The sequence below is a fragment of the Klebsiella sp. D-Nf1 genome (assembly GCF_002810515.1).
In the GTDB taxonomy this organism is placed as follows: domain Bacteria; phylum Pseudomonadota; class Gammaproteobacteria; order Enterobacterales; family Enterobacteriaceae; genus Klebsiella; species Klebsiella variicola.
The window spans coordinates 68,436-81,330 of sequence record NZ_PIOK01000002.1 but is presented as its reverse complement, the minus strand read 5'-3'; the positions used below and the strand labels follow the sequence as shown (position 1 = coordinate 81,330).

Annotated in this window: 14 protein-coding genes; all 14 read left to right on the top strand. The window is 56.4% G+C overall.

Going from position 1 to position 12,895, the window contains the following annotated elements; translation table 11 throughout:
- Positions 1–87 precede the first annotated feature (87 nt).
- Positions 88–1,083, top strand: coding sequence for a ubiquinone anaerobic biosynthesis protein UbiU (gene ubiU / locus CWM54_RS10310; protein WP_004206164.1), 996 nt, complete (start codon positions 88–90; stop codon positions 1,081–1,083).
- Positions 1,084–1,088: 5 nt separating this feature from the next.
- Complete coding sequence (locus CWM54_RS10305) at positions 1,089–1,967, top strand: U32 family peptidase (RefSeq protein WP_012540484.1); 879 nt, start codon at positions 1,089–1,091, stop codon at positions 1,965–1,967.
- Between the two features lie 143 nt (positions 1,968–2,110).
- Positions 2,111–3,118 (top strand): luciferase-like monooxygenase, encoded by a 1,008-nt coding sequence (locus CWM54_RS10300; protein ID WP_100697004.1) that lies wholly within the window; start codon positions 2,111–2,113, stop codon positions 3,116–3,118.
- Between the two features lie 203 nt (positions 3,119–3,321).
- Positions 3,322–4,200: a triphosphoribosyl-dephospho-CoA synthase CitG gene (gene citG / locus CWM54_RS10295; protein WP_100697477.1), complete on the top strand. Its 879-nt coding sequence runs from the start codon at positions 3,322–3,324 to the stop codon at positions 4,198–4,200.
- Positions 4,201–4,367: 167 nt separating this feature from the next.
- Entirely contained in the window at positions 4,368–5,576 is a 1,209-nt protein-coding gene (gene madB / locus CWM54_RS10290; RefSeq protein WP_100697002.1) for a Na+-transporting malonate decarboxylase, carboxybiotin decarboxylase subunit, read from the top strand.
- Positions 5,577–5,588: 12 nt separating this feature from the next.
- The gene (mdcA, locus tag CWM54_RS10285) at positions 5,589–7,256 is read left to right on the top strand and encodes a malonate decarboxylase subunit alpha (protein ID WP_100697000.1); all 1,668 of its coding nucleotides are present in this window, start codon (positions 5,589–5,591) and stop codon (positions 7,254–7,256) included.
- Between the two features lie 11 nt (positions 7,257–7,267).
- Positions 7,268–7,600 carry a malonate decarboxylase acyl carrier protein gene (gene mdcC, locus CWM54_RS10280; RefSeq protein WP_100696998.1) on the top strand — a complete coding sequence of 111 codons (333 nt, stop codon included), beginning with the start codon at positions 7,268–7,270 and terminating at the stop codon, positions 7,598–7,600.
- The gene (locus CWM54_RS10275; protein ID WP_100696996.1) at positions 7,593–8,522 is read left to right on the top strand and encodes a biotin-independent malonate decarboxylase subunit beta; all 930 of its coding nucleotides are present in this window, start codon (positions 7,593–7,595) and stop codon (positions 8,520–8,522) included. The genes mdcC and CWM54_RS10275 overlap by 8 nt, the downstream gene beginning before the upstream one ends.
- On the top strand, positions 8,522–9,403 hold the full coding sequence (gene mdcE / locus CWM54_RS10270; RefSeq protein WP_100696994.1) for a biotin-independent malonate decarboxylase subunit gamma: 882 nt from the start codon (positions 8,522–8,524) through the stop codon (positions 9,401–9,403). Before CWM54_RS10275 ends, mdcE begins: the two co-directional genes overlap by 1 nt.
- A gap of 16 nt (positions 9,404–9,419) precedes the next feature.
- Positions 9,420–10,523, top strand: coding sequence for an acyl carrier protein (locus CWM54_RS10265; protein ID WP_100696992.1), 1,104 nt, complete (start codon positions 9,420–9,422; stop codon positions 10,521–10,523).
- On the top strand, positions 10,520–11,224 hold the full coding sequence (mdcG, locus tag CWM54_RS10260) for a malonate decarboxylase holo-[acyl-carrier-protein] synthase (protein WP_100696990.1): 705 nt from the start codon (positions 10,520–10,522) through the stop codon (positions 11,222–11,224). Before CWM54_RS10265 ends, mdcG begins: the two co-directional genes overlap by 4 nt.
- Position 11,225: 1 nt before the next feature.
- Positions 11,226–11,444: an acetyl-CoA carboxylase biotin carboxyl carrier protein subunit gene (locus tag CWM54_RS10255; protein ID WP_100696988.1), complete on the top strand. Its 219-nt coding sequence runs from the start codon at positions 11,226–11,228 to the stop codon at positions 11,442–11,444.
- Positions 11,445–11,691: 247 nt separating this feature from the next.
- On the top strand, positions 11,692–12,072 hold the full coding sequence (madL, locus tag CWM54_RS10250; protein ID WP_100696986.1) for a malonate transporter subunit MadL: 381 nt from the start codon (positions 11,692–11,694) through the stop codon (positions 12,070–12,072).
- Between the two features lie 19 nt (positions 12,073–12,091).
- Positions 12,092–12,862 (top strand): malonate transporter subunit MadM, encoded by a 771-nt coding sequence (madM, locus tag CWM54_RS10245; protein WP_100696984.1) that lies wholly within the window; start codon positions 12,092–12,094, stop codon positions 12,860–12,862.
- The last annotated feature ends 33 nt before the right edge of the window (positions 12,863–12,895 follow it).

Here is a 12,895-nt window from a genome sequence, read left to right as displayed (position 1 = left end):
TCAAAAATTGTCACCAGAAGGTTAACTAAAATCCCTGCTCGTTAACCATTCAGCGTCCCTGACCGGCCGCATTTTTCAGGAAAAATTATGGAGCTGCTCTGCCCAGCCGGTAACCTTCCGGCGCTTAAGGCGGCCATCGAAAACGGCGCCGATGCCGTCTATATCGGGCTGAAAGATGACACCAACGCCCGCCACTTTGCCGGCCTTAATTTCACCGAAAAAAAACTGCAGGAAGCCGTCAGCTTTGTGCATCAGCACCGTCGTAAGCTGCATATTGCGATCAACACCTTTGCCCATCCCGACGGCTATGCCCGCTGGCAGCGCGCGGTGGATATGGCCGCCCAGCTGGGCGCCGATGCGCTCATCCTGGCCGATATTGCCATGCTGGAGTACGCCGCGGAGCGTTATCCACACATTGAGCGTCACGTTTCGGTGCAGGCTTCCGCCACCAATGAAGAGGCCATTCGCTTCTATCATCGCAACTTTGACGTGGCGCGTGTCGTACTGCCACGAGTGTTATCTATTCACCAGGTAAAACAATTGGCCCGCGCCACGCCGGTGCCGCTGGAAGTCTTCGCCTTCGGCAGCCTGTGCATCATGGCGGAAGGCCGCTGCTATCTCTCTTCCTACCTGACCGGCGAATCGCCGAATACCGTCGGCGCCTGTTCGCCTGCCCGCTTCGTGCGTTGGCAGCAAACGCCGCAGGGGCTGGAATCGCGCCTTAATGAGGTGCTGATCGACCGCTATCAGGATGGCGAAAACGCCGGTTATCCGACACTGTGCAAAGGCCGCTACCTGGTCGATGGCGAGCGCTACCATGCGCTGGAGGAGCCCACCAGCCTCAACACCCTGGAGCTGTTGCCGGAATTGATGGCCGCCAATATCGCCTCGGTGAAAATCGAAGGCCGTCAGCGCAGCCCGGCGTACGTTACCCAGGTGGCGAAAGTCTGGCGCCAGGCGATCGACCGCTGCAAAGCCGATCCGCAGAATTTTGTGCCGCAATCCGCCTGGATGGAAACCCTTGGTTCGATGTCCGAAGGGACGCAAACCACCCTTGGCGCCTATCACCGTAAATGGCAGTGAGAAACATGAAATATTCATTAGGGCCGGTGCTGTACTACTGGCCAAAAGAGACGCTGGAAGATTTTTACCAGCAGGCGGCAAACAGCAGCGCCGACACCATTTATCTCGGCGAAGCCGTGTGCAGCAAACGCCGCGCCACCAAAGTTGGCGACTGGATCGAGATGGCAAAAGCGCTGGCCGGTAGCGGCAAACAGGTGGTGCTGTCTACCCTCGCGCTGGTGCAGGCCTCTTCCGAACTGGGCGAACTGAAGCGCTATGTCGAGAATGGCGAGTTCCTGATTGAGGCCAGCGACCTTGGCGTGGTGAACCTCTGTGCCGAACGCAAGCTGCCGTTCGTTGCCGGGCATGCGCTGAACTGCTATAACGCCGTCACTCTGCGCCTGCTGCTGAAACAAGGCATGATGCGTTGGTGCATGCCGGTAGAGCTTTCCCGCGACTGGCTGGCAAATTTACTGACCCAGTGCGAAGAGCTGGGTATTCGCAACCAGTTTGAAGTGGAAGTGCTGAGCTACGGCCATCTGCCGCTGGCCTATTCCGCGCGCTGCTTTACCGCCCGCTCGGAAGACCGGCCAAAGGACGAATGCGAAACCTGTTGCATCAAGTACCCGACCGGACGCAGCATGCTGTCGCAGGAGAACCAGCAGGTGTTCGTGCTCAACGGTATCCAGACGATGAGCGGCTACGTCTATAACCTTGGCAACGAGTTAACCTCGATGCACGGCCTGGTGGATATGGTGCGCCTGTCGCCGATGGGCAACGAAACCTTCGCTATGCTAGAGGCCTTCCGCGCCAACGAAAACGGTGCTGCGCCACTGGATCTTACCAGCAATAGTGATTGCAACGGCTACTGGAAACGGCTGCCCGGTCTGGTGCTGCAAGCCTGATAAACCGCTCACTTTGTTAACAACAGTGCTCAGATTTTAATGCATTATTAAAGATGCAGCTTTTCTGGCTGGCGCGTCCAGGATGCGCCAGGCTGGAAGAAGACCTTCAATCTGATGACGATGCTGTAGCAAAGTGAGCCTTTATGACTGACAAATCTGTTCCGTTCTCGGTGCTCGACCTGGCGCCGATCCCGCAAGGATCTTCTGCCAAAGAAGCCTTTACCCACTCTCTGGATCTTGCCCGGCTGGCCGAATCGCGCGGCTATCACCGCTACTGGCTGGCGGAGCACCATAATATGGTCGGCATTGCCAGCGCGGCGACCTCAGTGCTGATAGGCTATCTCGCCGCCAATACCACCACTCTGCATCTCGGTTCCGGCGGGGTGATGCTGCCCAACCACTCACCGCTGGTGATCGCCGAACAGTTCGGCACCCTGAGTACCCTTTATCCCGGGCGTATCGATCTCGGACTTGGCCGCGCGCCAGGTAGCGATCAGCCGACCATGCGCGCCCTGCGCCGCCATATGAGCGGCGATGTCGATAACTTCCCCCGAGACGTGGCAGAACTGGTGGACTGGTTTGACGCCCGCGATCCGAACCCGCACGTGCGTCCGGTTCCCGGCTATGGCGAACGAATTCCGGTGTGGCTGCTGGGCTCAAGCCTGTACAGCGCCCAGCTGGCGGCGCAGCTCGGCCTGCCGTTTGCTTTCGCCTCACACTTCGCGCCGGACATGCTGTTCCAGGCGCTGCATCTGTATCGCAGCAATTTCAAACCTTCGGCGCGGCTGGAAAAACCGTACGCGATGGTGTGTATCAATATCATCGCCGCCGACAGCAACCGCGATGCGGAGTTTCTCTTCACTTCCATGCAGCAGGCGTTTGTGAAGCTGCGTCGCGGCGAAACCGGACAACTGCCGCCGCCGGTGGAAAATATGCATCAGCTGTGGTCAGCGTCTGAGCAGTATGGCGTGCAGCAGGCGTTAAGCATGTCGCTGGTCGGCGATAAGGCTAAGGTTCGTCATGGTTTAGCGTCGATTCTGCGCGAAACCGAGGCGGACGAAATCATGGTCAATGGCCAGATCTTCGACCATCAGGCGCGCCTGTATTCGTTTGATTTAGCGATGCAGGTGAAAGAGGAGCTGTTGGGATAGTGAGCTATGCGGCATTTTTGCCGCATTTCTTTTCACCCGCTAAACCATTTTGTGATCGTCTTCATTCATATTTTCGCATAACCCCCGCCTTATTACGTTGAGCGTAATTACATTACCTCTGGCGTAATTGCCCCCCTCATTCAACGGTGTTAGTTTTCTTCTGTTTTATTTTCCAACCCTGAACATGGTAAAAGAGAATGCCCATGATCCAACCAACTGCCCGTGCTATGTGGATCGGCGAGTGCTTATTAAAAGCGCTGTTAATGGAGGTCTCCGCCTGGCCTAAACCCGGCCTTGTTACACCTCATTCACAAGGGGCGCATAAAGATATGGATATCTGGTTATTTATTACCAGTTCATCGGCTATTGCCCCCTGTTTTAGTGCCTGCGCCCATGCTGGGGAAAATCATCAGGGCTCGCCAGGGGAACTTTTTACAACAATACGTGCCATTGGCATTCATTATGAAAATACGCTGCTGCGAGCAACACAGCAGGTTAATACCCAGCGCGGCATCCTTTTTTCCGGCGCGGTTCTGGCGACAGCAGCAGGATGGCTTTCCGGGCGCAGGGAAACCCTCTCATATCACGCTTTAAGCCAGTGTGTCGCTAAACTCTGCCACGATCTCTGCCGTCGGGATTTCGCAGCCCTGGCCGAACGCCCGGCGCAAACCCACGGTGAGAGATTGTATGTTGGATTCGGCATTACCGGCGTGCGCGGCGAGGCAGAGCAAGGCTTCCCACTGGTTTGCCAGATTGGCTTACCCGCGTTGCATCAGGCGCTGGACAACGGGCTGACCTGGCGGGAAGCGCTTATTCATACGCTGCTCACCTTAATGGCCCATTGCAATGACACTACCGTGCTGTTTCGCGGCGGCCAGCAGGCGCTGGCGGAAATGAAGCAATATGCTCGACGTTTAGTGACGCAGGGCGGAATGTTTAACCCTGCGATCGAGCAGGAACTGGCTGATTTTAATTCATGGTGCCTGGATAAGTGGGTCAGCCCTGGCGGTTCGGCCGATTTATTAGCGCTGTGTCTGGCGATGTATTTTCTTTGCCACCAGCCGCAAGGAGATATGACATAAGGAAGAATATGAACATCTATTTTTATACTTTATTAACGTATGGCTTAACGATTGTAATTTCATTTGCGGTTGTCGGCATCATCGTTGGCGTCAACAAGATGATGAATAAGTTAAATATCACCGACGATTAATTTTCGAACTTTACCTTTGCCATCAGGAATATAGTTATGGATATCTTTATTAAGCTCTTTTCGGGCATTGGCACCTTTTTTATTGAAGATCCGAAAATAGCCATTACACGTTTTCTGTTAATTGTTCTCGGCTTTATATTGGCCTGGATGGGGTTCCGCCGAAAGCTTGAACCGTTAATTATGGTGCCGATGGGCCTTGGTATGATCGCGGTTAACGCCGGGGTACTGTTTCTGGCGAGCGGGCAAACCGGGACCTTAATCCTCGACCCGATGGTCAGCGAACCTAACGAACTGATAAACCTGATGCAGGTAAACTTCCTGCAGCCGGTCTATAACTTCACCTTTAGCAATGGTCTCATCGCCTGTATCGTTTTCTTCGGCATTGGCGCAATGAGCGACATCAGCTTTATTCTGCTCCGCCCCTGGGCCAGCATTGTTGTCGCCCTGTTCGCCGAGGCGGGAACCTTCGCCGCGCTGCTTCTGGGTATTGAAGTATTCGGCCTGCCCGCCAACGAAGCCGCGTCGATTGCCACTATCGGCGGCGCAGATGGGCCGATGGTGCTCTTTGCCTCCCTTATCCTGGCACCGAACCTGTTCGTCCCCATTGCCATTATCGCTTATCTCTACCTGAGCCTGACCTATGCCGGTTATCCGTACCTGGTGCGTCTGCTGGTACCGAAAAAATACCGTGGCATGGAAGTTGAAATTGAATACCCCACCGTATCGAAGAAAGCGAAATTCATCTTTACCGTCTGCTCCTGCCTGCTGTTGTGCCTGCTGCTGCCGGTCGCCGCGCCGCTGATCCTCTCGTTCTTCCTCGGCATCGCTATTAAAGAGGCGGAGATCGAACCGTTCCAGAAATTACTGGAATCCACGCTGACCTATACCGCAACGCTGTTTCTCGGCCTGCTGCTGGGCACGCTGTGCGAAGCGCAAACTATTCTCGACCCGAAAGTTGCCATCATCCTGATCCTTGGTATCGGCGCGCTGGCCATTTCCGCCGTCGGCGCTCTGCTGGGCGGCTGGTTTATCTGGTTTATCTCAAAGGGGCGTTATAACCCGGCTATCGGTATTGCGGGCGTCTCCTGCCTGCCGACGACGGCAAAAATCGCGCAGAAAGAGGTTAACAATGAGAACCCCTACGCCATCATCCTGCCGCTGGCGATGGGTGCGGGCGTGAGCGGTCTGATCGTCTCGGCTATCGCCACCGGGATCTTTATCTCCACGCTATTCCTGCTGAATTAATGGAGTCAACCCATGCTAAAAGAGCACAACTGGCATCAACTCAAGGACGATACGGCACAGCGCCTGAATCAGCTGGCCCCGTATTTCCGTGACGGCAAAATTATCGACGCCAAAGATACTGTCGCCGCGCTGGAAGCCGTTATTCGAAGCTGCGATCGCGTCAATATCGAGGGCAATAACCAGAAACAGGCGGATTTTCTCTCCGAATGCCTGTGCCAGCTTGATCCGCAAAAGATCTCCGGCCTGCATATGGTGCAGTCATCCGTACCGTTGTCCAGCCATCTGGATTTGTTTGAAAAGGGCATCGCTGAAAAGCTCGATTTCGCCTATGCCGGGCCGCAGGATGGACGTCTGGCGAAGCTGATCCAGGACGGTAAGATCAAGCTCGGGGCCATCCACACCTATCTGGAGCTGTTCAGCCGGTACTTTGTCGACCTCACGCCGCGCGTGTCGCTAATCACCGCCTTTGAAGCGGATAAAGACGGCAATCTCTACACCGGCTTTAACACCGAAGATACTCCTGTTATTACCGAAGCCACCCACTTCCGCCAGGGGATTGTGATCGCGCAGGTCAACAAGATTGTCGATAAAGTGCCGCGCGTTGATATCCCCGGCGACTGGGTAAATGCGGTGATTGAAGCGCCGCGCCCGTTCTACGTCGAGCCGCTGTTTACCCGCGATCCGGGACTCATTACCGACACCCATGTACTGATGGCAATGATGGCGCTGAAAGGTATCTATGCCGAATACGGCGTTGAGCGCATTAACCACGGCATTGGCTTCTTCACCGCCGCCATTGAGCTGCTGCTGCCCACCTACGGCGAGGAGCTGGGGCTGAAAGGCAAAGTCTGTACCCATATGGTACTCAACCCGCATCCGACGCTGATCCCGGCGATCGAAAGCGGCTGGATCCAGTCGGTGCACTGCTTCGGCGGCGAACTGGGCATGGAGAAATATGTCGCCGAACGCCCGGACGTCTTTTATATCGGCCAGGACGGCACGCTACGCTCCAACCGCGCCTTCGCCCAAGCTGCAGGCCACTACGCGCTGGACATGTTTATCGGCGGCACCTTGCAGATCGATAAATACGGTAACAGCAGTACCGCCACCGCCAGTCGCGTCTCCGGCTTTGGGGGTGCTCCAAACATGGGCTGCGATGCCAAAGGTCGCCGCCATGCCACCGCATCCTGGTTGAAGTGCGGTGAAGAGTTCAACGTCACTCAGCAGCAGCTGATTGGCGATATACCGCGCGGTAAACGTCTGGTCGTACAGATGCAGGAAACCTTCCGTGAGAAGCGCCAGCCGGCGTTTGTCGACAAACTGGACGCCTGGCAACTGGCGGAAAAAGCAGGCCTCGCCCTGCCGCCGGTGATGGTCTACGCCGATGACGTCACCCACGTATTAACCGAAGAAGGTGTCGCCTATCTGCACCGCTGCGATGGTCTGGAACAGCGCATGGCGGCCATCCGCGCCGTTGCGGGCTATACCGATATCGGCTTGGCCGCCGACCCAGCGCAAACCCAGGCGCTACGTGAGGCAGGCATCGTGAAAACCCCGGAAGATTTAGGCATTGACCGTCGCCGCGCCAACCGTCAGATGCTGGCGGCGAAAAGCATTCGCGATCTGGTTGACTGGTCTGGCGGACTCTATAACCCGCCCGCTCGATTTCGTAACTGGTAGGGGAAAAGGACATGGCTCTACATCAAATATCACATCATTTCAGCAGCACCCGCGAAAGAGCATCTCTGCCGCATACCGTGCACTGCGGCGTTGTTGGCTCCGGCGATCTGGAGGTCCTGCTGGAGCCGAAAGCGCTGGCGGGCGGTATTGAAGTCAGCATCTGCACGCCGGTGACCGGTTTCGATCATATTTGGGAAATTGTTCTGAAACGGTTTCTGGACAACGGACCGCTGGGCAACATGCAGGTCAGCATCAACGACAACAACGCCACGCCTGCGGTCGTCGCGTTACGAATTCAGCAAGCGTTACAGCAGGCTATGCCGGGAGAAATCCATCATGAATGATCTGCGTTTTCTGGAAGCCAGCGCCCGCGTTCGCGCCAGTTCGCTGGTGGATAAAGGCACCTTTACTGAACTGATCGGCCCGGCGGACAAACGAACAAGCCCACACCTGCCTGTGCTGAATGAAGCGGTGGAGTTTGACGACGGCATCGTTACCGGCATCGGCCTGCTGGGCCAGCACCCGGCCATTGTCATCTCCCAGGAAGGGCGCTTTATCGGCGGCGCGGTGGGCGAAGTGGGCGGCGCAAAAATGGTCGGCGCGCTGATGCTGGCGGACGAACTGGCGGCGCAGACCAGCGACCCGGCCCGTCGCCCGATCGTTCTCATCTCCTTTGAAACCGGCGGCGTGCGCCTGCATGAGGCCAACGCCGGGCTGCTGGCCCACGCCGAGTGTATGGATATGCTGCAAACCCTGCGCGGTCGCGTCCCGGTCGTGGCGATGATCGGCAGCAAGATCGGCTGCTTTGGCGGGATGGGTTTTGTCGCCGCCGCCACCGACATCATCGTGATGAGCGAATCGGGCCGCCTGGGGCTGACCGGGCCTGAGGTCATCGAACAGGAGATGGGCCGCAGCGAGTTTGACGCCTCAGACCGCGCGCTGGTGTTCCGCACCACAGGCGGCAAACACAAATACATCGTTGGCGATTGTAACTATCTGATTACCGACTCGCTTGCAGCCTTCCACCAGCAGGCCGCGCTGATTGCCGACCTGCCCTGGCCACAGATTGAAACCATGCGCCGCATCGGCAGCGAAGCGAAAGTACGCGCCCAGATGGCGCTAACGCAAAAAATCAGCGAGTCAGAGCCATCAGATGCGCGGGATGTCTGGGCGATGGCGGGCAATACCGCGCCCCAGTCGCTGGTGGATATGAATCTCGAGACGTTCCTGAGCAACGTTAAACGCCTGCCGGTGGAGGAAGCATAATGGAAAATTTACTCGGCCAGGGCCGTGCCGCTATCGATCTGATTGTTGACGAAAACAGCTTCGAAGAGAACGCGCTGGCCTATCTCAAGCTGCCTTATGAGGATTACGGCCCGGGCGCCGTCATCGGCAGCGCCCGCATTAACGGTGAAGTCAGCACCGTTATTGCAAACGATGCCATGACTTTTAACCCGCGTTTTCCGGTGGTATACGCCGGAGTTATCGGGCTCGAAGAGGGTTACAAAATGGCGCTAGCGGTCTATCGCACGCTGGCGATGGATAAAGACAAGCCCGTCGGCGAGAAACGTCCGCTGGTGCTGATTGTCGATACTCCCGGCAACGGGCCGGGCAAGCTGGAAGAGATCATCGGCATGAACAAAGCCACAGGCGCCTATCAGCTGGCACTGGCTGAGGCGCGCCATGCCGGACACCCGATTATCGCGATGGTCATCGGTCGCGCTATTAGCGGCGCGTTTCTCTGCCACGGTTTGCAGGCCGACCATATCCTGAGCCTGACGTCGGAATTTGGCACCATGATCCACGTAATGCCGCTGAGCAGTATCGCGCGTATTACCCGCCAGGACGTGGAGCGTCTGAGCGAGCTTTCCCGTACCAATCCGGTCTTCGCTGCCGGGCCAGAGTTCTTCTGGCAACTGGGCGGAGTGGAAGCGCTGATCAAGGCAATCCCGGAGATGAAAGAGGCGATCGTTCGCCATATCGCAGAAGTGCGCCAGCAGAAACAGGCGGCTGGCGTGACGGCGACAGGCCCGCAGGGGCGTGGGATCGCAGGCGAAGAGCGCGGCGGCAGAAAAATGCGCAACGTGATTCTGGCGCAGATGCGCGAGGAGTATCGGGCGGTCGCGGCGCGGTATCAGCCGGCCTGATTCTGGAGTACGTGCTATGAACGATCCCATCGCCACACTCGAATGGCTGGTTGACGCCCAGCAGGGTATCCCCACGTTAACTGAGATGCCGCGCCGTACGCTTAGCGATAAAGGCATCGCTGGCCCCACGGCGGCTCACGTTATCGAGGAGATCCACACGCCGTTGAACCTTGCGCTGGTTACCTTTACCACCGGCAGCAGCGCATTTCAGAACATCGTCGGCGTGACGCAGAACGAACTGCCATTGCGTATCGCCGCGGGTAAGCGTGTGCTGGCGGAATGCGGCGTAACAGCGGGGCAGTATATGGTGGTGACCTACGCGCCGCTGGTGAATGTGTTCACGCGTCAGGCGCTGGATGAGAGCGGTCTGCACTGGTCGTTTTTATCCCGCTCCTGCCGGGACGCGCTGCTGGTTGCCCTGTGTCGCCAGCAGCCGAATGTGGTGCTGGGAGAGTCCTCATTTTTACGCGCCACGCTGGAACAGGCGCTAAAGATGAACCTGAAGGCGTATTTACCCAAAACGCTGACGCTGATTACCGCAGGCACTCCCCTTGATGAAGAGCTGGTTCCGCTGTGCGCTTCGCTGGGCTATGGGCTGCATGATGTCTACGGTTGCCAGGAGTTCGGCTGGCTGATCCTGGACGGCCTTCCGCTGCGGGAAGATATCTCGCTGGTCACCGCGCCGCAGGGCGGTGACTGGCGGGAAGTTATCGTCGGCGGCCTGCCGACCGGGGACAACTTTCCCGTGGCAATGAACGGCCATCTGTGTAATTCGCAGGGCAAAATCCAGACCTGGAAGCGTCAGCGCACTACCCCGGAATATGACATGGTGGTGATGGCGACCACCGCCCATCACCGGGAAATTGTGGAGCGGACGGCACGGACGATTTTACGTATCAAGGGGCGTATTTGCCGGGTTAGCGCACAGCTACAAACCCAGGCCAGCGCCACCCATATTCGCCTCTACCCCGTCACTGTTCCTGGGGCGGAAGCGGCAAATGCCGCGCCGGTCGATATTATCGGTCCGCAGGCCACCGCGCAGTTTGACGCCCTGCTTGCAGCGCAGCGGGATTTACAGCAACAGGCGAAAAACGATCCAGCATGGAGCAAGCAGCGATGAACGCCCTGCAACGCCATACTCTGTGCTGGCTGGAGAGCGCTGAACTGCGACTGATCGCGAGGCAGTTAAACGGAGCGTTTAGCGCCCTCCCCGCCTCATTGCGGGAAGAGGCGCGGGATTATCTGCTCTCCGGGTATCTCCCCGGCATTGTGCGCAGGGGCATCCGTGATGAGGCGAGTATTTCCCTGGGATTTTGCTTTCCGCAGCGCTGGCAGGGTCAGCGTTTACGGCTGGCGACGGTTGCTTCATTGCAGGCCGTCACGCGCGTGTTAACACCAGAGCAAACGGCTACCCTGCCGGCCGTCAGTCGTACCAGCGCGATACGTGTTTTTAGTGCCCTGCGTCAGGCATGGCGCGGGCCGGAAACCGGGCTCGGCGTGTGGGGGTCGGTGGCGCTGGAGATGACGACGCCCTGGCTATGGACAGACAGTCGCTCCGATTTAGATATCCGCATTACGCCCTGGCACGAAATGGCGTTAAGCGATTGTTACTCTGTTCTGACTGATATTGCCCAGCAATATTCAGTGCGTATTGATGGGGAAATTAATTTGCCCAACGGTTTTTCTATCAATATCAAAGAGTGGTTTAGCGGGAGTCTGACCCTGCTGGCTAAAGGTGATACCGATGTCGAATTAATGACGCGACATGATGTCGCTGGGTTAATAAAACATCTCTCAATGAAATATATTAAAGGAAATTAATATGTCTGAAGTTAAATCAAAAGTACCGGGTGTGGTCGATGAAATTAAAGCCGCCGTAGGCGATAAAATTGAAAAAGGCCAGCCGGTTGTTATTCTTGAAGCCATGAAAATGAAAATGCCTGTCGCCTCGCCGGAGGCTGGCGTATTAAAGTCACTGGCGGTGAACGCAGGCGAACGTGTAAACCCAGGCATGGTCTTATTCGAAATTTCCGCTGAGTAGACCGTCACGTTTTTTAATACTAAATAAATAGTGCGGCATTCCTTTGTGATATAACCATTATGCCTCAGTCATATCAGCGATAAACATTTCGCTGATATGACAGGCAGGGTGTGTACGTATAAATTTACTGTTGACTGTCCGCATCATAAAAACATACTGTGCTAAAGGCCCTTATCTTACTTTATTGTCATTTCCCGGTTCGGGTAGCCTCTTATGCTTTTAGTGTGGTTATAGAAAGAGAGACATCATGATTATTTACGGATTGATGTTAATGGGATTGTGCATGTTCGCCGGGTTAATTGTCGGCGATCTTTTGGGTTTACTGCTTGGAATTTCCGCCAATATCGGCGGCGTCGGCTTTGCCATGCTGTTTTTAGTCGTCATTTCCCAGAAGCTGGCAGAAAAGGGGCTGTTATCTAAACCTGCCGAACAGGGGGTTGGATTCTGGAACGCGATGTATATCCCTATTGTTGTCGCCATGTCCGCGAACCAGAACGTTGTGGCCGCACTCAAAGGAGGACCGGTGGCGCTTATTGCTGGCCTTGGCGCAGTCGTGATTGGTTTTCTGTTGATTAAGCCACTGAGCAAAATCGGCAGCAAAAGCGCGATGGTACGTTCAGCAGACTAACCGGTGGAGAGCATAAAGAATGGAACAACTCACAAAGATCCTTACCAGTAACTTCACCAGCAATGCCCTGATCACCGCTTTTGTGGTGGTTGGTATTGTCTGCTGGGTCGCGGCCTGGATCTCGACCCACGTCTTTCGCGGTAAAATTCACAGTTCGGCGATCGCCATTGCCGCGGGCCTGCTGCTAGCCTGGTTAGGCGGCGAACTCACCGGCGGCAAAAAAGGGCTTTCTGACATCACGCTTTTTAGCGGTATTGCGCTGATGGGCGGCGGCATGTTCCGTGATTTTGCCATTATCGCCACCGCCTTTGGCGTGAAGCTTGACGAGCTGAAAAAAGCGGGCCTCGCGGGCGCGCTGGCGCTGGTCGTCTCCACTGTGCTCTCCTTTTACCTGGGAGCAATTGTTGCCTGGGCCTTCGGCTATACCGATGCGGTCAGCATGGCGACTATCGGCGGCGGCGCGGTGACCTTTATCGTCGGCCCGGTTACCGGTGCGGCGCTTAGCGCAAGCTCGGATGTTATAGCGCTCAGTATCGCTGCCGGCGTGATTAAATCTATCGCCATCATGATTGTCACGCCGCTGGTGGCCAAAGCCGCCGGACTGAACTCTCCCGCTGCAGCCATTGTATATGGCGGGCTGATGGGTTCTACCAGCGGCGTGGCGGCAGGGCTGGCGGCGACTGACCCGAAACTTGTCCCTTATGGCGCAATGACAGCCACCTTCTATACCGGCCTGGGCTGTCTGCTGGCACCCTCTGCGCTCTATCTCTCTTTATCCCCATTCTTTTAACCGCATGCGCCTGTTGTTTTATGCAACAGGCGC